Raw genomic sequence first — 19,215 nt, forward strand, 5'->3', positions numbered from 1 at the left:
CCAACCGGCAACGCCGCACCGCCGCGATTCCCTTTTCCCATTGGCCCGGATGGTTTCCCTCCCTGTCCCCACCGCTGCGCGCCGCACAGCGGTGTTCCCACTTTCCAACCCGACCATAACGAGACAATCGCAACAATTTCATCCCTGAATGGTTGTGGGATGACGGATGCGGGAGGTTGCGCTATGCTTGAGCATAGCCATCGCCCCGATTCAAAGGAACGCCACGTCCAGATGCCACCCGCCGGCTTCGAACGGGATGCACGCGCCGCCGGGACGACGACGTCCATTCACGGGCCGGATGCGGTTCGATTGGGACGCAAGGCCGCTTCGCCTGCGGTCCTGGCGCTGCTGGCTGGCGCCCTTGCCCTAACGGTCGCAATGCTGGCGATCGCCTTCCACCAGTACCGCAGCCAGGTGATGGCGGAGGCGGAGAGTCGCAGTTCCGCCATCGTCCGTGTGCTGGAGGAACATGCGGCAAAGACTCTCGGCATCCACGCCATGACGCTGTTTCACCTGGAATGGATGGTCGACGATCTGGGATGGGATCGGATAGACGGCTCCCCTCTGCTGCATGAACGGTTGAAGGCGCTGGCCTCGCAAACGCCGGAGGTTCAGTCCTACTGGATCACCGACGAGACGGGACGCGTCCGCGCCAGCAGCTTCGAATGGCCGATGCGCGTGCTGAGCGCCGCCGACCGCGAGTATTTCCGCGCCCATCTCGGTACCGGCGATGCCATCCATATCGGTCCGCGGTTGAGCGGCAAGATCAATTCGGAGATCTTCTTCACCCTCAGCCGCCGGATGGAACTGCCCGGCAACCGTTTCCAGGGCGTGGCGCAGATCTCTCTTCTGCCCGGCTATTTCGCCGACTTCTACCGGTCGGTCCTGCATGATCCGGGCGACATCATCCTGCTTCTGCGCGACGATGGCCGTGCGATTGTCCGGCAACCCCTGGGCAGCGCCCCGGACAATGCCGACATCGGCCATTTTCCTGAACTGATCGCCACGCCCAACGCGAACGGCACCTTCCGCGCCGTGACCTCCTTCGACGGGGTGGAGCGGGTGCTGGCCCGACGCAAGGTTCCCAATCTTCCGGTCTATGTGGTCTACGGCACCGATGTCGCCTCCATCGAAGCGGCATGGCGTGATCGGGTGGAGCCTTATGCCCTGTTCGCCGTCCCGTCGATCGGACTGCTCGGATTGCTCGGCGTCATCGCGCTGCGCCGGTCGCGGCAGGCCGCCGATGCGCAGGAAGCGCTGCGCCGCGCCAACGAAGCGCTGGAAAGCCGCATCGCCGAGCGGACCCGCCACCTGGACCAGGCGCTGGCCGACAAGGAGGTGCTGCTGCGCGACATCCATCACCGGGTGAAAAACAACCTGCAGGTCATTCTCAGCCTGCTGGAGTTGCAGGCCCAGCGCTCGCCGGAACTGGAGGCGCCGTTCAGCGAAGCGTTGAGCCGTATCAACACGATGGGACTGATCCATGAGCAGATCTACCGCTCGACCGGAGTGTCCTCGGTTCGGCTCGACGATTTCATCGAGGCGCTGATCGGCCATCTGAGCAGCTTCCACCGGCGCCCGGGTCGGGAGATCGCCATTCATCATGACGTGGAACCGGTTGCCATCGACTTGAACCGGGTGGTTCCCTTCGCCCTGATCCTGAACGAGGTGCTGTCGAACGCCTTCAAGCATGCTTTCGCGGATCGCTGTTCCGGCACCGTCACCATCGCCGTAACGGCGGAAGACGGCATGCTGCACCTGACGGTGGAGGATGATGGCACCGGCACCCCCGAGCCGGAGCCGGCAGTCGAGCCAGGACGGCGTTCCATGGGCATGGATCTGATCCGCGCCTTTGCCCGCCAGATCCGCGGCGAGTATCGCTTCACCCGCACAGTCGGCACGCGCTTCGACCTCGTCTTCCCGCTGGAGGACGAGGTGTCCTAGGGCCTGTTGACATTTGAGGAACGAAAGGGGATTCCGCTGGCCTCTGAAATCTGATTCAAGGCTTCCAAAAAGGAGGTATCCTTGGATCGGATGGTTCTGCGGGACGATCAGTGGGAGCGGATAGCGGCGCTTCTTCCGGGCAAAGTCGGCGATCCCGGCCGCTCGGGGGCGGACAATCGGCTGTTTCTGGAGGCGGTCCTGTGGATCGTCCGTGTTGGGTCACCCTGGCGGGACTTGCCCGAAGCCTTCGGTAATTGGAACTCGGTGTTCCAACGCTTTCGCCGATGGGCCAAGGCCGGTGTCTTCGATGAGGTCTTCGCCGCCTTATCGAGCGACGCGGACTTCGAGTACGCGATCATCGATGGAACGATTGTCCGGGTGCATCAGCACGGCACCGGCGCAAGGGGGGGACTCAGGCTCAGGCCATTGGCCGCTCTCGCGGCGGACTGACGACCAAGATCCTGGCCGTCGTCGATGGGTTGGGAAACCTTGGGCGCTTCATCCTGCTGCCGGGCCAACGACATGACAGCGTTGGCGTCGAACCGGTGCTGGACGGTATCGAGTTCTCCGCCTTGCTGGCTGATAGAGCCTTCGACAGCAACGCCATCCGCACCTTGATCGCCGAGCGTGGCGCGGTCGCCGTCATTCCGTCCAAGACCAGCCGCACCACTCCGATTCCCCATGACGCCGAAATGTACAAATGGCGCCATCTGGTCGAGAACTTCTTCTGCAAAATCAAGGAATTTCGCCGTATTGCCACGCGATACGACAAAACAGACACAAGCTACGCCGCTGCCATCAACCTCGTCGCTACCGTCTTGGCAACACGGTGAATGTCAACAGACCCTAGATCGGATCGCGTAAAATCGGAATCGATCTGGAGCGTGAATCCGATCGCCAAACATAAAGCTACAGCGTCGTGCATTTCATATTAAACGCACGACGCTGTAGACTCAGCGCTTGCCGCGTTTGGCCGCCGCGGTTGCCACGCTGTTGATCGGATCGTCGGTCTTCGGCAGTTTTTCCGCTATCCCATAAGCCAGTTCCCGTCGGCGCAGTTCGGCAAGGATTTCGTCGGGCGCGATGTCCAGGTCTGCCAGCAGGACGACGAGATTGTAGAGTAGGTCGGCCCCTTCCATCACCAGCGCGTCACGGTCGCCGCGCATGGCCTCGATCGCCACCTCGATCGCTTCCTCCCCCACCTTGCGCGCCATGCGGGCACGCCCCTGGGCCAGCAACTTTGCCGTGCGCGAGGCTTCGGGAACGGCGGATGGCTCGCGCCGCAGGGTTTGCACGGCATCGTACAGGCTGCGGAGCGGATCGGGACCGATGTATTGAACCATGGACTTGAAGTCGTTTTTTCCGCCTGGACTGTCAAGACGTTGGTTGGTCGTTCGAACATTTAAGCCATGCGCTGGGAGCGCCTCCGACGGTTCGATCGGTGAGAAATCGCTCGCTAAGCCGATTAATCGCTTTCCAAATGATCAGCCCAAGAAAATCTCGGTACAGCCGTAATTTTTGCAGCAACCAGCAATGCGCAAGAAGCATATTTGGCATTGGGTATACCAGAATATAGTCTCCTCACCAGCTTGATGGAGACCGATCATGACCACCGCCACTTTCCAGCCCGGCACCGACAACCACGCTTCGACCGATGCCCTGCATGCCGTCACCGAATTCCCGGTGGCCTGGTTCGAAGCCACTCCGGCCTATCTGGTCCTGCGCCCGGTTGCGGCCTTCCTGCGCGAATGGGTCGCCGCCACTCCGGCCGCCATCGTCCTCGGCCTGCTGAAGCACTGATCCGGCCGCCGACCTCCCCGCATTCTTCAACGGAGATCATCATGAGCAGCCTCAGCCTTCATCGCGGTGATCACGGCATTTCTGGCGACGGTCTGTCGCTGCATCCGCTCCGCGATTTCGTCGCGGATTGGCTCGAAGCCACCCCGGCGGCCATCCTGATGCGTCCGGTCGGCGCCTTCCTGGCGGACTGGGTGCAGGCCAGCCCCATGGCGATCCTGGTCCGCTCGCTGCAGCGCTGATGTCGGCGCAGCGCGTCGACCGGGTCCGAAAGGCGACCGCGGCACAGCCCGTCCACACGGGCGGCCGCGGCCTTTTCGTTTTTGGGCTCGTCCATCGTTGAGCCCGGCCGGCAGGGTACAGGGTCCGGTTATCGGCGCGTCACGCGCCGCCGCGAACATCCTCGACCAGCAATTCCAGCTTCGGCAGGTCGCGCACCACCAGCGCATCGGGGCGCCGTTCCAGAACACCGTCGCGGGTCAGATCGCTCAGCACGCGGGCGACAGTCTCGCGGGTCGTGCTGACGCGGGCAGCAATGTCGGAATGAACCGGAATGGGAGCGATGATCGCCGAGGTCCCCCGCTGCGTGGCCCGTTTGGCAAGGCGTAGAAGCTCAGCGTGGATGCGGTTGTTGGCGCCCAGCGTCGACAGTTCCATGATGCGGTCGGTGGCGCTGCGCAGCTTGTCGCACAGCCGCAGCATCATCGCCATCGCCAGTTCGGGGTGGGCCGCAACGAGCTGCTGGAAGGGCCGGGCCGGCAAGAAGGCGATCAAGGCCCCCTCCCCCAGCGCCACGACGGAGGCGGAGCGCGGCCGGCCGTCCAGCGCCGACATCTCCCCGACCAGTTCCCCGCTTTCGATGTCGCTGAAGCTCACCTCGCGCCCACCGGCGGAGTGGCTGACCACCCGCACGCGCCCGTCCACGATGAAGGCGACGTCACGGGTGTCCGCCCAATGGTCGATCAACTGCTCGTCCGGGGCAAAGCGGCGCCAGCGGCATTGGCGCGCCACGGCCGACCGCTGCTCCGCAGTCAGCGGGCGGAGCAGCGCGATGCGGTCCAGCCCGCCGGGTGGCGCTTCGGGCATGGCGTCTGAGTTCGGCAACTCGGCTTTAGACACGGGACTGTTTCGGCCTCCTGCCCGGACTGCTTGTTGCGCGAAAGAATAGCTCGACCTGCACAAAGGAGGAAGGCGTTGTGACCAATGGCCAGTGTCAACCCTCCGTTAACGCTGAGCGGGCAGAAGGGACTCGAGACCCCGCCGACCAGCCCCTCCTCCGCCCTCTCACCTGTTGCCGGAGCGTCGATCATGCCCAGCCTGTTCCCCGTGCCCACCGCCCGCCGCGTCGATTCCCAGCGCCTGCTGTCGGTCGCCCTGATCCCCCTCGCCGCGTCCATCGCCATGGCGAGCACGGTCGCCGCCACCGGCTTCACCGCCAGCCCGCTGGGCGAATCGACCAGCACGCTCGGCTTCCTTCTGGACTTCACCACATTTTGCTATCTGGCCGTCGCCATGGCCCACCTGTCGGGCGCGATTGCCGACCGCACCTGCGGCGGGATGGCCGCCGGCCTGTCGATGGACGAGTTCGACGCGCCGGAGCCGATCTCCGGCGAAGAGTTCTGGCAGGCCTTCCCCAACCATGTCGATGGCGCCGCCATCGCCGGGGCCGTCACCCTGCTGTGCGTGATCGCCGGATCGCTTGTCGGCTGACCCGTCCTCTCCACGCGGCAGTTGAGAGCGGCGCGCGCTTGCCCCACTATGGCGCGGGTAGACGACAGGCGGGTGGGCAGGCGTGAGCGGAGATCAGAAGGACCTGAAGGCACAGGAGAAATCCCAGCCGGCGGAACCGGCGCGGCACCGCCGCGAGGGCATCGGCTTCATGGGACGCCTGCGCGCCTATTTCCTGGCCGGCATCCTGGTCACCGCCCCCATTGCCATCACCGCCTATATCGCCTGGTGGTTCGTTTCGCTGATAGACGGCCATATCCGGCCCCTGATCCCAAGCGCCTACAACCCTGAAAACTACCTGCCCTTCTCGATCCCCGGCCTTGGGCTGCTGGTGGTGATCGTCGTCGTCACCCTGATCGGCGCCTTCGCCGCCGGCTATGTCGGCCGGCTGGTTCTGAGTGTCGGCGAAGGGGTGGTCGGGCGCATGCCGGTCGTCCGCTCCGTCTATGGCGCGGTGAAGCAGATCTTCGAAACCGTGCTTGCCAAGAAATCCAACGCCTTCCGCGAAGTGGTGGTGATCCAGTATCCGCGCCCCGGCGTGTGGTCGCTGGGCTTCATCACCGGCAATGCCCATCCGGAGGTGCAGTTGCAGCTGGCCGGACAGGTAGAGGAGATGGTCAACGTCTTCATCCCCTGCGCGCCGCCCACTGCCGGCTATCTGGCGATGGTGCCGCGTCGCGAGGTGACCGCGCTGAACATGTCGGTGGAAGACGGCCTGAAGCTGGTGATGTCCGGCGGCATCGTCGTTCCGCCCGAGCGCCGCCCGCCCCTGGTGGAGCCGCCGGCCGACCATGACCAAAATCCGGACGACGACCGGGATCAGCCCGACCGCAAGGTCTTGGCCGCCGCGTCGCGTTCGAAGAGGTAGAGCAGAGTCCGCAGCGCCTGCCCGCGCGGGCTGGCGAGATCCGGATCACGCTCCACCACCAGCCGGGCGTCGTCGCGCGCCACCGCCAGCAGATCGCCATGCACCGCCAGATCGGCCAGCCGGAAGCCCGGAAGGCCGGATTGGCGCGTGCCCAGCACCTCGCCGGCGCCGCGCAGCCGCAGATCCTCCTCGGCGATGACGAAGCCGTCCTCGGTGTCGCGCAGCGTCTTCAGCCGCGCCCGCGCCGTCTCGGTCAGGTTCGAGTCGAACAGCAGAAGGCAGCTCGACGGCTTCTCGCCGCGCCCGACCCGGCCGCGCAGCTGGTGGAGCTGGGCAAGGCCGAAACGCTCGGCATGCTCGATCACCATCACCGTCGCTTCCGGCACATTCACGCCGACCTCGATCACGGTGGTGGCGACCAGCACGTCGAGGCTGCCGGCGGCGAAGGCGGCCATCACCGCATCCTTGTCCGGCCCGCGCATCTTGCCATGCACCAGCCCGACGCGGTCGCCGAAGCTGGCACGCAGGAAGGCATGGCGTTCGGTGGCGGCGGCGAGATCGCTCTGCTCCGATTCGTCGACCAGCGGGCAGACCCAATAGACCCTGGCCCCCTCCGCCACCTTGCGCTGGATGCCGCCCACCACCTCCTCCAGCCGGTCGAGCGCGATGGTGACGGTCTGCACCGGCTTGCGGCCGGCCGGCTTCTCGGTCAGGCGCGACACGTCCATGTCGCCGTAGGCGGTCAGCGTCAGGGTGCGCGGGATCGGCGTCGCGGTCATCACCAGCACGTCCACCGCCCGCCCCTTGGCCGACAGCTGAAGGCGCTGATGGACGCCGAACCGGTGCTGTTCGTCGATCACCGCCAGCGCCAGATCCTTGAAGGCGACATCCTCCTGGAACAGGGCGTGGGTCCCGACCAGCAGCGGCAGCTCGCCCGATGCCAGCCGGTCGAGCACCGCCTGACGCGCCTTGCCCTTGTCGCGCCCGGTCAGCAGCCCGATCTCCACCCCCGCCGCCTTGCACAGCGGCTCCAGACTCTCGGCATGCTGGCGGGCGAGAATCTCGGTCGGTGCCATCAGGGCGGCCTGGGCGCCGGCCTCCACCGCGTTCAGCATCGCCATCAACGCGACGACGGTCTTGCCGCTGCCGACATCGCCCTGCAAAAGCCGCAGCATGCGCCGCTCGGCCGCCATGTCGGCGTAGATGTCCTCCAGCGACGCAGCCTGCGAGCCGGTCAGCGAGAAGGGCAATGCCGCCAGTGCGGCGCGGCGCAGGTTGCCGTCGCCCTGCGTCACCCGACCGGACAGCCGCCGCTGGCTGGCCCGCACCAGCATCAGCGCCAGCTGGTTCGCCAGCAGCTCGTCATAGGCAAGGCGGCAGCGGATGGGCGCGGTGGCGGCGAGGTCGCCCTCGTCCTCCGGCGTGTGGGCGCGGGTCAGCGCCTCCGCCCAGGTCGGCCATTGCCGGCGGGCGAGCCAAGCCGGGTCCTGCCATTCGTCGAGCTTCGGAACATCGCCGAGGGCGGCGCGCACCGCCTTGCGCAGGGTCTTGGCCGGCAGGCCGGCGGTCATGGGATAGACCGGCTCCACCAGTTCCAGCTCTTCCTTTGAATCGACTGGAACGACGGCATCGGGATGGGTGATCTGGGCGGTGTCGTTGAACCACTCCACCTTGCCGGAGACCACCATGGTGGTTCCCGCCGGAATCTGCTTCGACAGCCAATCGCCGCGAATGTGGAAGTAAACCAGTTCCAGAACGCCGGTCTCGTCGGTGCAGCGGATCTTGTAGGGATGGCGCGGGTTCACCGGCGGCGCATGCGAATCGATGCGCACCGTCAGGGTGGCGATGCGGCCATGCGGCGCCTGCGCGATCTTCGGCGAGAAGCGGCGGTCGACCACCCCGCAGGGCAGATGCCAGAGCAGATCGACCACATGGGCTCCGGCCAGCTTTTCCACCAGCTTGCCCAGCCGGGGGCCGAGGCCGGGGAGTGCCGTGACCGGTTTGAACAGCGGAAACAGGATGGCGGGACGCACGGGCGGGACGCTATCGGGAAAGCCTTGGACGGCCTTCAGAAAGCCGGTTGGACGGCGTGGCGTCAAGGCCGCTGGAGGCGATCCGAGAAAAGGCGGGCGGGGAAAGAAGGAACGGCGGAGCGCACCGATGGCCGGGGGCCTGTGGTGGGGGGCAACGTCGGCCGGGGAAATGGCCATGGACGCGCTCCGCCGATAGGTACCGTCCGGGGGCAAACGGGAGAACCGGCCGGTCATGTCCGATGGCAGGGGACCATCGGGAAGAGACACCAGATGAGAAGACGCTCTATCGTGACTGGCCGGTGTTTCAGGGGGGCTGGCCCGACCGCGTCACAAGAAGGACATTAGCCCGGCCGCCCTGTACCGAACCTGACCCGACCATGAAATTCGCGTCATGAAACGGCGTTCATGCTGGGGTGAAGCGCTGCTGTGGCCGCCTCCCGCCGCTGGGCCGCGGCGGCCAGACGGTAGAGTTCGTCGCCGTCCAGGATGATGACGATGCGGCCGTCGTTCAGAAGGGAGACGCCGCCGACCCCGGGCACATCGGCAAGACCGGGGTGGCTTTCGCGGACGAACAGGTCGCCCCGGCGCAGCAGCCTGTCGATCTCCAGCCCGATGCGGCGGTTGCCGTGGCGGAGCACGACGACAAGCCGCTGGCCGGAGCCGACCGGCGGCCATTCGCCTTCGGCGGGGAAACCCAGCGCGTCGGCCAGCCGGACCACGGGCAGCACCCGTTTGCGCCGCATCACGGTCCAGCAGCCGGACACGAGGTGGAAGTCGTCGGCGGTGAAGCCGCAGACCTCCTCGACGAAGCGGTCGGGGACCGCCAACACCTGATCGTCCACCTGGACCAGCAAGGTGCGCAGGATCGCGGCCGACAGCGGCAGGTCGATGGCGAAGGCTGTGCCCGCCCCCTCCCGCGTGCGGATGGCGATGCTGCCGCCCAGCCGGGTGATGGCGTTGCGCACCACGTCCATGCCGACACCGCGGCCCGAGGTTTCCGTCACCGTGTCGGCGGTGGAGAAGCCGGGGGCGAAGATGAACTCGCGCACGGCCTCGGGCGAGAGCCGCAGGCTGTCCTCCTCACCGATCAACCCCTGGCGAACCGCCTTGGCACGCACTGCTTCAGTGGCGATGCCGCGACCGTCGTCGGCGATCTCCACCACCACCCGGCTGTTGCGCTGGATGGCGCGGAGGCAAAGCGTCGCCTGGGCCGGCTTGCCTGCGGCCTCGCGGTCGGCCGGGGTCTCGATGCCGTGGTCGATGGCGTTGCGGACCATGTGCATCAACGGGTCGTAGAGCGTTTCCACCATGCTCTTGTCGATGCGCACCTCGCCGCCCTCCATGACGAAGCGCACCGACTTGCCCTGGATGCGCGCCAGTTCGCGCACGACGCGGGGGAACTGGTTGAACAGGGTTTCGATGGGCACGACGCGCAGGTCGAGCGCCGCCTCCCGCAGCCGGTCGACGGAGCGGCTGAGCTGGGTGTCGAGGTCGTGCAGATCGCGGCGGTGATGCTCCACGGCTTCCTGCAGGGCACGCAGATCGGGATCGCCGGCGCCCAGCCGCTCGGCCACAGCCGCCAGCGCCTTTTCGAGCCGCAGGTCGTTCGCCGTGGCGTTGAGGTCGCCGGACAGCAGGACCATGCCGTCGATGCGCGCCATGAAGCGGTCGACCACCTCCCCCGGCACGCGCAACACGCCGCCGCCGGGGGCTGCGGCCGGCCGGGCGGGAGCGGCGGGCATGGCCGGCAGAATGCCGGGAGCAGGGACGGCCATCGTCGCGGCAGCGGCGGGGGGAGTGAGTGCCGGGAGGGCTGGGCTTGCCGGTTCTTCGACGGTCCCGGCGGCGGTTCCCTCCTCGCTCGCCGCGGTCAGTTCGGAGGGGGTGCAGGACCGGATGCGCAGGAACCCGCCACCGGGATCGATGCCGGCCAGCGCGTCGGCCAGCGCGGAAAGTTCCTGCGGCGAGGCGATCAGCACGCGCAGCCAGGTCTTGCCGTCGATGAATTCCGGCCAGTTGGTGATCGCCCGTACCTTGCTGCCCATCCATTGGACGAAGCCGGACGCCACCTCCGCCGAGGTCTCCAGGAAGGCGGTGACCTCATAGAGGCGGACGGACGGGTCGGCGATGGCGGCGCGCAGGTCGGCGGTGCTGTCCGGAGACAGGAAACGCAGCAGGCCGGGGTCGAGCCCGAGGGCGGACAGTTCATCCGCGCTCAGCGGGCGACGCGCCTCCCCGGCCTCCATTTCGGCGGAGACGGCATCGACGAAGGCACGCAGGCGCCCTTCCAGCGTCGCGGCACCATCGGCGTCGAGATCCTCGGCCGGGTCGCGGGAGGCCCGCTCCGCCAGATCGGCCAGCGCGCTGCGGGCGTCGGCCAGCAGGATGGGCCAGTCGGCATGACCGGCGGCGGGTGCCCGGCGCATCACATCCGCCAGAACCCGCAACAGGGCGGAGCCGCGGGGAAGACGAACGATGTCCAACGTTGACGCCATCCGGTCGAGCAGGCCCGCCAACTCTCCGGCAGCGCCTCCATTGGCCAGTGCCGCCGGATCGGACAGCAGCGCATCGGAGCGGGCGCTGCCCTGGGCGAGGATCTGGGCATTGTGGTCGGCCAGCAGCGTCGCCAGGATCGTTGCCCCGGCGTCCTTGCCGGTCAGCCGGCCGATGCGGGCGCTGGCGGTGGCGACGCCCTGAAGCTCGCGCAGGATCGCGTCGGCATCGCGCGCAGCCAGCGCTTCGCGGAAGCGGCGCAGCGTGTCGGCGAAGGGAAGGAAGTTCAGCCGCTCGCAGGCCAACTCCAACCGGTCGGCGGTATCGTCGACGGTGCGGAGCCCCTCCTCATCCAAGCTGTCGAGGTCGAGCGCACGGGTCAGCGTCGCCATGCCGTCATGCAGCAGCCCGACGAAGAGACCGAGCATGCGCTCGTTTTCATGCAGCCGCACCGGTGGGGGCGGCGGCGATGCCGGTCCCGGCTTCACCGCCGAGGTCTCGCTGCCCAGCGCGTCGAGCCGTGCCAGCAGGTCGGCCGGCGCCTGCCCGTCCCGGCGGTCGCGGATGCCGGACTCCGCCAGACCGCGCAACGCATCCAGCGCTTCCAAAAGCGGGGCGGCGACCTCCTCCGTCAGGGGCAGCGCGCCGGTGCGCACGCGGCCGAGAATCGTCTCCGCCCGGTGGGCAACCGCCTCCATGGCGAAGAGGTCCATGGCTCGGGCCGCCCCTTTCAGCGAGTGGAAGGAGCGGAACAGGGCGGCGATCCGCTCGGTGTCCGGCCCGTCACCGGGCGTGGCGGAGAGCAGCTTTTCCAGCAGGTCGAAATGCTCGCCGGCCTCGACGCCGAACTGCCGCCACAGGGTCTCGATCAGTTCGCTGCTCATGGGTCACCGCGCAAGGGGGCGTCGAGCCGGGGATCAGGGCTTCACGGGCGGGGGAAGGCCGGCGGCGCGGCGGATGGCGGCGACGATGTCGTGGCCCTTCTTGTGAGCGAGGTCGAGGCTCATGGTGCCGGACGGCTTGGCGATGATCTCCACCGCTCCCAACGCGCGGGCCTCGGTCGCCTCGGGCGAGCCGACCTGGGCGACGGAGGAGATGATGATCACCTTGGCGCGCGACATCAGCGACAGATGCTCCATCACCTCCAGCCCCGACATCTCCGGCATTTCGATGTCGAGCAGGACGATGTCCGGCTTCAGGCTCTTGACCATCTCCAGGGCCACCTTGCCGTTTTCGGCCGCGCCGACGAGGGACAGCTCGTCGTCCGCGCGCACGATGTCGCCGATGATGGTGCGCATCAGCACCGAGTCATCGACCAGCAGGATCGTCGGCTTCGCCATCGGTTACAGTTTCCTATGCTTGCAGTGCCAAACGGCGTTCAGGTCGGGTGTCGTGGTCAGGCGAGTGAGAAGAGGGCATTCAGCTTGCGGGCGATTGCCGCGACCGGCAACACCTCCGTGGCGACACCGGCGCGGATCGCCGCCTTCGGCATGCCGTCGACGGCGCAGGTCGCCGGATCCTGGACCAGGACGCTGAGGCGCCGCTCGGCGAAGGCGGCGGCGCCGGTGCTGCCGTCTTCGCCCATGCCGGTCAGCACGACGGCGACAGGCGACTCCGCCGCCTCCGCTGCGCTGCGGAACAGCCGGTCGGCGGAGGGATGGTAGATGGTCCCGGCAGGGTCCGCCGCATGCAGGGAGAATCGGCCGGAAGGCAGACGGCGCACGATCCAGTCGCCGCCGCCGCGCAGGATGGTCACGGTGCCTGGATCGAGCACCGCACCGTCACCGCCCTCCACCACCGGCCGGCCGAGCGACCGGGCGAGCGAGGCGGCGAATCCCGCGGTGAAGCTGGCCGGCATATGCTGCGCCACCACCAGCGGACAGTGCAGCGGCCCCAGCGTGCCCAGCAGTTCCGCCAGCGCAACCGGTCCGCCGGTGGAGACGCCCACCACGATCAGGTCCGGGCGATGACCGCGAGCCACGGGGCGCGGAGCCACCGCCGGCTCCACCGCGGGCGTCGGCGACGGGGTGCGGACGGTCTCCCCGGTCAGAGCCATGCGCCAGCGGCCCCAGTGGCGAACCTTCTCGGTCAGCTGGCGTTCGATGGACGCCATGTCGAATGTGATGAAGGAGCTGTTCTTGCAGACGAAATCCACCGCACCGGTCTCCAGCGCCCGGATGGTGGCGGCCGCTCCCTCGGAGGTCTCGTTGGAGACCATGATGCAGGGCGGCCCCTTCTCCGCCGCAATGGCCTGCACCGATTCGATGCCGTCCATGATCGGCATGTTCAGGTCCATGGCGACGACATGCGGTTTCAGCTTGCGCGACAGGCGCAATGCCTCGGCACCGTTGCGGGCCTCGCCGACGATCTCGATGTCCGAGGCCGGTTCCAGCATCTTGCGGAGCGCGATGCGGACGAAGTTGCTGTCGTCGACCACCAGCAGACGGATGCGCGGATCGGTCATGGCGCTGCGGTCCCGGCCGGAAGGGCCCTGGTTGCGGAGGGAATGGCGGAAGAGGCGGCGGTCAGCCCCTCCGGCCGCAGCACCGGGATCAATGCATGGTCCAGACGGATGACCGCGGCGGTCAGGCGGTCGGACAGCGGATCGACGTCCTCCGCGGCGATCTTGCGGATGCGCTGGAGCTCGTCGGCGATCACCGCCACGGTTCCGCCGTCGATCTCCACCAGGATGGCGATCCCGGGCGTATCGGGCGCGGCGCCGACCGTCCCCCGCGACAACAACCGCCGCAGATCGAGCACCGGCAGAATGCGGCCGTCCACGTCGGTCAATCCGTCGAAATTCTCCGCCCCCTGCGGCAGACGAAGGCGGTCGGAGGGTTCCACGACGCGGCGCACCTGCTCGAATTCCAGGGCGTAGACCCGCGCCTCCACCACAAAGGTCAGGAAGCGGCGGTAGAAGCGGCGCGGCAGACGGCTTTCGGACAGATCGTCGTCCGGGTCGCCTCCCTCGGGTATGAAGCCACCGATGTCGTCGAGATGATCGCCCAGCATGTGCGCCCCGCTCTTCACGTCGAGCCAAGTTCCATCGTAATCCACCACCTGTGCCGGTGCACCGGCCTCGCCAGCGCGCACCCGGTCCAACGGCACGCGGACCACCCCGCGCACGCCGTCCATCCGCACGCCAACGGGGCCACGGCTGGTCCGCAGCACGGCGACATAGCCGCCGGTACGGTCGCCCACCCCCAGTGGATCGGTGACCAGCACGGACCGCTTCTGCACCGGCGCCACACCGCGCACGACGGCCGGCGCATTGGGCAGAGGGCGCAGGTCGGCCAATGGGAAGACCAGCAGGAGGTCGGCCATGTCCAACGCCTGCGGCCGCCCGGCGAGTTCCACCATCAGCAGGCGGATGCTTGCCCGCTCTCGCGACTGGTCGGGTGGCTCGGCGGCGGCCCCGGTCAGCGCGTCGGCATCGAACAGCCCGGCATGGACGGCGCCGCGCCCCAGTTCCATCCGATCCGGGTCGAGCAGGCGCAGCGAGCGGTCGCCATGGCGCAGGCGTCCGGCAACCGGCGTCCCGCAATCCTCCGGCTCCGCCTCGGCGAGCGTCACCCGCTCCGCCGGCAGTGTGCCGCCGATCCGGCCGGTGCGCAGGGCCAGCAGCCCGGCCCCGGCACGCAGCACGATCAGCAGGCCGCCCCGCCGGCCGCCGCTCCAAGCCAGCCCGAGCGACGGATAGCCGGCGATGTCCAGCACCGGCAGGATGCGCCCGCCGACGGTCGCCAGCCCTTCCACCTGCGGCGGGGCGAAGGGCAACCGGGTGGCGCGGGTCGATTCGGCAACCTCCTCCACCCGGTCGGACGGAACGGCAAAGGGAGTGCCGGCGATGTCGAAGCTCAGGAAGCCATGGGCCGTCATGGCGCAGCCTCCCGCCGCCGGTAGGCGAGCGCGCGGTCGCCGCGGTGACGCTCGAACCGGCCGTCTTCTCCCAGGCGGTCGGTGGTGCCCAGCACCAGCCAGCCGCCCGGCGCCACCGCAGCCGTCAGCAGGTCCAGCGCGCAGTCACGGCTGTCGTCGTCGAAATAGATCATCACGTTGCGGCAGGACACGAGGTCGAAGCCGCCCTCCGGCGCCCCATCCGGCAAATCCGCATCCATCAGGTTGTGGCGGACGAAGTGGACGATCCGGCGGGCATCGGCACGCACCCGGCGGTGCAGCGGCGCCTCGCTCCCCAGCGGGACGAACCAACCGTCATAACCATCCGGCATCTCGCGGAACGGCCCCAACCCTTCCCCACCATAGCAGGCGTTGGCAGCTTGCCGCACGGCGATGCGGCTGAGATCGGTCCCCAGCACCTGCACGTCCCAATCGGTTTCCAGGCCATGGCCGGTCCGGCGGGCCTCACCGGCGTCGGCCAGCGCCTCCAGCGTCACGATGGCGAGGCTGTAGGCCTCCTCCCCGGTGGCACAGCCGGCGCTCCACAGCCGCAGGGTCCGCGCGGCGCGGCGGTCGGCGATCAGCCGGGGAAGCAGGTGCCCACGCAGATGGGCGTGGTGCGGCAGGTCGCGGAAGAAATAGGTCTCGTGGATCGTCAGGTTCTCGATCAGGCTGAGCCAGTCCGGGCTGTCGGCCGGCGCCCGCTCGATCTGCCCCACCCACTCCTCCAGCACCGGCAAGGGCATCGCCGCAAGGATGCGCGCCAGCTTGCGTTCCAGCGGGCGGTCGTGGCGGATGCCCGCCTTGCGCCGGACATCGTCCAGCAGCCGCCGCGCCAGGGCGTCGAGCGGGCCGAGAGGGGTCCCGCCCTCGCTCACGGCGCCCGGAAGCGTTCGGCCAGCCGCCGCGTGTCGTCGGCCAGCCGGGAGAGGTGGACCATGGTCGCGGTGATCTCCTCCGACGCGGCGGCATTCTTCGACGCAACGGTGCGTATGTTGCCGACGTTCGATTCGATCTCGACGATGTGGTCCTGCTGATGGGCCATGGCGGCGGCGACCGATTGCACCATTCGGTCGATCTGGGCGACGCGCTCGGCGATGCCGTCCATCATCTGCACGACCTCCGCGGTGGCGGCCATCCCCTCCTCCGCCATCGCCGCGGCGGCCTCGACGATCTCGGCGATCTGGCGGGCGCTCTCCACGGCATTGTCGGCGAGCTTGCCGACTTCCTCGGCGACGACCTCGAACCCCTTGCCCTGCTCGCCGGCGCGGGCGGCCTCGATGGAGGCGTTGACCGACAGGATGTTGGTCTTCACCGCGATCTGAGTGATCGCCTCGGTGATGCGGCCGATGCGGCGGCTGTTGTCGCCGATGGTCTGCGACACCCGGACGAGCCGTGCCATCTCCAGCTTGCCCTTGTCGGCGAATCCGGCGGTGACGCGCACCATGTCGGAGGCAGCGCGTGTGCTGTCGGTCACCTCCGCAATGGCACGGACGGACCGGCCGACGGCGTTCACCACCCTGTCGAGATCCTCGGTCTGGATGGAAGCGCCGTCGGCGACCTGCGACACCGCGGTGCTGGCCTGGCCCGCAGCGACGGCGACCTGGGCCGCCTGCTGGCCGATACGCAGGAAGGAGTTGCGGGCATCCTCCACCAGGGCCGCCATTTCGGCATACCGGCCGGGCATCGCCGGCAGGTGCCTATCGCCATCGTCCGGCTCGTGGGTCAGGCGGCGAAGGGCGGCATGCAGCGCCTCCTGAGCCGACAGGGTGCGGGCCAGCGCCGCAGCGACCGCGCCCGTCTCGTCCCTGCGGAGGAGCGGTGCGGAAGCATCATCCGCCGTGCCGTCGGCAAGCCGAACGGCGGCATCCTGAAGCCGGGCCAGCGCGTCCGACAGGTCGAGCGCCAGCATGAGCGCGATAGTCAGCGCCAGGGCCAGCGCTCCGCCCGTCGCCAGCCACAGGGATTGCAGCGCGATGTCCGGGATCAGACGGGGCAGCAGAAGGGGCAGGAGCGCCGTAGCGGAAGGCAACAGGACGGCAATGCCGAACCGGGGAAGAACTCGCAGGCTGGCCGGAAAGGACATGGCGATGACGGCTCCTCACAATCGACCACGGGCGCTCCGCGACAACTCGCGGACGACGCACGCCCCCTTATGACTTGCCGGATGCACCCCAACCGAAGCAAGGTGATTCCGGCGGGTGATGACGGACGCCGCATGACGCGGTTGCGGTCTCCCGTCCTGTTGCCCGCTCAACCCGGCTCCGCCGCCACGCGGCCCTGAATGGACCTCCACCGGCATGTCGATCGCCACCCGAATCGCCCTGGGTTTCGCCGCCGTCCTGCTGCTGACCCTTGCCGTCGCCGTCGCCGGATGGAGCGGCCTGAACACTTACGCCACACAGGTGGAGATCGCCGCCCGCACCTCCCGCCTCGACACGCTGCTGCTCAGCGCAAGGCAGGAGGAGGCCCGCTATCTGATCGACGTCGATCCGTCCGCCAGCCGGCGGGTGCGCCAGCTGACCGAGCAGCTGAAGGCTGAAGCGGAGGCCCTGCTGGCCCAGCCCGGCCATGCCGTCGCCCCCGACGTGCTGCAGGACGTGCTGGCGAAGCTGGCGGCCTACCGGAAGTCCTTCGACGAGGTGGTCCAGCTGGAGGTCGAGCGCTTCGCCAGCCTGGCGAAGCTCCGCAAGCAGACGGCGGCCCTGCTGGTGGTGGCGCAGACGCTGACGCAAGAGCAGTCGGCGCACTATGCCGACGCGCTGGCACGGCTGAAGGCCGATCCCGGCGACGGAGCCGCTCTGCGGGCTTTGGAGTCCTCCGCCCTGCTGTCCACCATCGCCGGCCGGCTGATCCAGGAAACCCGCAGCGCCTTGCTGGACGTCCAGCAGTATCTGATCGAGCAGGGCGGGTCCGGCCGCAATTCACCGAACGCCGCCATCGACCGGCTGCTGACCATCGTCGGCGACGTCCAGAAGGCGTCCAGTGCCCCCGAAATCCTGCGCGAAGCGGCGAAGCTGACTGCCGCCGTGATGGGGGTGGAAACGGAATTCCTGCTGGTCGCCGACATCGTGGTCCGACGCAGCGCAGCCCGCGCGGCGATGCGCGAAGCAGCCGCATCCGTCAGCGATCAGGTCGCGCAATTGGTCCAGACCCAGACCGCGGAACGGGAGGCCGGCCGGTCGCGTGCCGTGCTGCTTCTGTGGAGCGGCGCACTGGGCGCGCTGGCGGTCGGCGCGGTGCTGTCGATGCTGATCGCCCGCAGCCTGACCGGCCCCATCGCTGCCACGACGGCAGCGGTCCAGCGACTTTCCGAAGGCGACCTGACGGTCGCGGTGCCCAACACCGGCCGCCGCGACGAGTTGGGCTCCATCGGTCGCGCCGTCGCCACCGTCATCCAGGTTCTGCACGGGCTGCATGGGGAAATGCATCGGTTGTCCGGCAAGCAGGTGGATGAGGCCGCGACGGGGCATCCCCCGGTTTTCCAGGGCGCCTATGGCGAAATGGTGGCGCTGCTGCAGGAGACCGGCGTCGCCTTCCGCGCCATCGGGGAGCAGGCGACACAGGTGGCCGTCGCGGCGGGCCAGGCGAGCACGGCCATCGCCCAGGTCTCCGACGGCGCATCGGAGCAGACCGACGACCTCGACCATGTGGCGACCGCGGTCGGCCAATCGGCCCGCGCCATCGCCCACGTCACCGACAGCACGCGCGACGCCTCCGACATGGTGAAGGACGCCGCCGATTTCGCCGACCGCGGCCGGGAGGACATGGCGCGCCTGCTGCGCGTGTCTCAGACCATCGCAGAGAACAGCCGCCGCATCGGCCGCATCACAGAAGCGATCACCCAGATCGCGGTGAAGACCAACATCCTGTCGGTCAACGCTTCCATCGAGGCCGCCCGCGCCGGCGAGCAGGGCAAGGGCTTCGAAGTGGTCGCCGAAGAGGTTGGCAAGCTCGCCGACAATGCGGTGGAGAGCGCCCGCCAGATCGCCGAGATCATCGAAGCCGCCGCCGCTCTGGCGGAAGAAGGCAAGGCCGTCACCGAACAGGCCCGTCGCCGCATGGATGGGCTGGCCGACCGGGTGGACCGCATCGACGGTGCCTTCCAGTCGGTCGCCGTGGCGATGGAGGAGCAGCAGGCATCGGTGCGTGAGATCGAACGGTCGGTTGAAAGCGTTCGAACCGTCGCCTCCAAAAACGCCGCCGCGTCGGAGGAGATCGCCGCGACCATGGTCCATCTCTCCCGGCTGGCCGACGAGACGCGGCGTCAGGTCTCGCGTTTCCAGAGCAGCTGAAGCACGGCTATTGCCAGGGTTGTTTCACGCCACACAGATGCCACGGCTGACAGCCGGAGCAAATCCATCCGATAGCGGTCCACTGCACCAATATCCGAAGTGGTAATTCTTAATCCCACGACAGAGATATATGGCATTTAAAGTTCTTTTAACCCTATTC

The 19,215-nt window shown here is 68.2% G+C and carries 15 protein-coding genes and 1 pseudogene; 7 read left to right on the plus strand and 9 right to left on the minus strand.

The features are described from left to right. Positions 1-309: 309 nt before the first annotated feature. Positions 310-1,944, plus strand: a complete 1,635-nt coding sequence (locus AZOLI_RS07225; protein WP_244442454.1) for a sensor histidine kinase — start codon at positions 310-312, stop codon at positions 1,942-1,944. Between the two features lie 90 nt (positions 1,945-2,034). Further along, positions 2,035-2,777 (plus strand): annotated as a pseudogene (locus tag AZOLI_RS31025) (IS5 family transposase). A gap of 120 nt (positions 2,778-2,897) precedes the next feature. On the opposite strand, the gene hisE reads toward AZOLI_RS31025, so the two are convergent. Next, positions 2,898-3,287: a phosphoribosyl-ATP diphosphatase gene (gene hisE / locus AZOLI_RS07240; RefSeq protein WP_014247950.1), complete on the minus strand. Its 390-nt coding sequence runs from the start codon at positions 3,285-3,287 to the stop codon at positions 2,898-2,900. 262 nt (positions 3,288-3,549) lie between these two features. Between hisE and AZOLI_RS07245 the strand changes: the two genes are divergently transcribed. Next, positions 3,550-3,744, plus strand: a complete 195-nt coding sequence (locus AZOLI_RS07245) for a hypothetical protein (protein ID WP_014247951.1) — start codon at positions 3,550-3,552, stop codon at positions 3,742-3,744. A gap of 41 nt (positions 3,745-3,785) precedes the next feature. Next, on the plus strand, positions 3,786-3,983 hold the full coding sequence (locus AZOLI_RS07250; RefSeq protein ID WP_014247952.1) for a hypothetical protein: 198 nt from the start codon (positions 3,786-3,788) through the stop codon (positions 3,981-3,983). 139 nt (positions 3,984-4,122) lie between these two features. Here the strand turns inward: AZOLI_RS07250 and AZOLI_RS07255 are convergent, their stop codons facing one another. Further along, entirely contained in the window at positions 4,123-4,827 is a 705-nt protein-coding gene (locus AZOLI_RS07255) for a Crp/Fnr family transcriptional regulator (protein WP_014247953.1), read from the minus strand. A 222-nt stretch (positions 4,828-5,049) separates the two neighbouring features. Here AZOLI_RS07255 and AZOLI_RS07260 point away from each other — a divergent pair, with 222 nt between their 5' ends. Both AZOLI_RS07260 and AZOLI_RS07265 read left to right on the plus strand, forming a co-directional pair. Then, a complete protein-coding gene (locus tag AZOLI_RS07260) occupies positions 5,050-5,451 on the plus strand; it encodes a hypothetical protein (protein WP_014247954.1) in 402 nt (133 codons plus the stop codon). A gap of 82 nt (positions 5,452-5,533) precedes the next feature. Continuing rightward, positions 5,534-6,337, plus strand: a complete 804-nt coding sequence (locus tag AZOLI_RS07265) for a DUF502 domain-containing protein (protein ID WP_014247955.1) — start codon at positions 5,534-5,536, stop codon at positions 6,335-6,337. On the opposite strand, the gene recG is transcribed toward AZOLI_RS07265, so the two are convergent. The 7 genes from recG to AZOLI_RS07300 form a co-directional block, all read right to left on the minus strand. Then, complete coding sequence (recG, locus tag AZOLI_RS07270; protein ID WP_014247956.1) at positions 6,289-8,370, minus strand: ATP-dependent DNA helicase RecG; 2,082 nt, start codon at positions 8,368-8,370, stop codon at positions 6,289-6,291. The two genes, AZOLI_RS07265 and recG, sit on opposite strands and share 49 nt — an antisense overlap. 389 nt (positions 8,371-8,759) lie before the next feature. Then, the gene (locus tag AZOLI_RS07275) at positions 8,760-11,747 is read right to left on the minus strand and encodes a chemotaxis protein CheA (protein WP_014247958.1); all 2,988 of its coding nucleotides are present in this window, start codon (positions 11,745-11,747) and stop codon (positions 8,760-8,762) included. Between the two features lie 33 nt (positions 11,748-11,780). Beyond that, positions 11,781-12,203 carry a response regulator gene (locus tag AZOLI_RS07280; RefSeq protein ID WP_014247959.1) on the minus strand — a complete coding sequence of 141 codons (423 nt, stop codon included), beginning with the start codon at positions 12,201-12,203 and terminating at the stop codon, positions 11,781-11,783. A gap of 56 nt (positions 12,204-12,259) precedes the next feature. Then, entirely contained in the window at positions 12,260-13,327 is a 1,068-nt protein-coding gene (gene cheB / locus AZOLI_RS07285; protein WP_014247960.1) for a chemotaxis-specific protein-glutamate methyltransferase CheB, read from the minus strand. Then, positions 13,324-14,742, minus strand: a complete 1,419-nt coding sequence (locus tag AZOLI_RS07290; RefSeq protein ID WP_014247961.1) for a chemotaxis protein CheW — start codon at positions 14,740-14,742, stop codon at positions 13,324-13,326. The genes cheB and AZOLI_RS07290 overlap by 4 nt, the downstream gene beginning before the upstream one ends. After that, positions 14,739-15,638, minus strand: a complete 900-nt coding sequence (locus AZOLI_RS07295; RefSeq protein WP_014247962.1) for a CheR family methyltransferase — start codon at positions 15,636-15,638, stop codon at positions 14,739-14,741. The genes AZOLI_RS07290 and AZOLI_RS07295 overlap by 4 nt, the downstream gene beginning before the upstream one ends. Next, positions 15,635-16,846: a methyl-accepting chemotaxis protein gene (locus AZOLI_RS07300; RefSeq protein ID WP_014247963.1), complete on the minus strand. Its 1,212-nt coding sequence runs from the start codon at positions 16,844-16,846 to the stop codon at positions 15,635-15,637. Before AZOLI_RS07300 ends, AZOLI_RS07295 begins: the two co-directional genes overlap by 4 nt. A gap of 214 nt (positions 16,847-17,060) precedes the next feature. Here AZOLI_RS07300 and AZOLI_RS07305 point away from each other — a divergent pair, with 214 nt between their 5' ends. Then, positions 17,061-19,055 (plus strand): methyl-accepting chemotaxis protein, encoded by a 1,995-nt coding sequence (locus AZOLI_RS07305; protein WP_014247964.1) that lies wholly within the window; start codon positions 17,061-17,063, stop codon positions 19,053-19,055. The last annotated feature ends 160 nt before the right edge of the window (positions 19,056-19,215 follow it).

The organism is Azospirillum lipoferum 4B (assembly GCF_000283655.1).
Taxonomy (GTDB): Bacteria; Pseudomonadota; Alphaproteobacteria; order Azospirillales; family Azospirillaceae; genus Azospirillum; species Azospirillum lipoferum_C.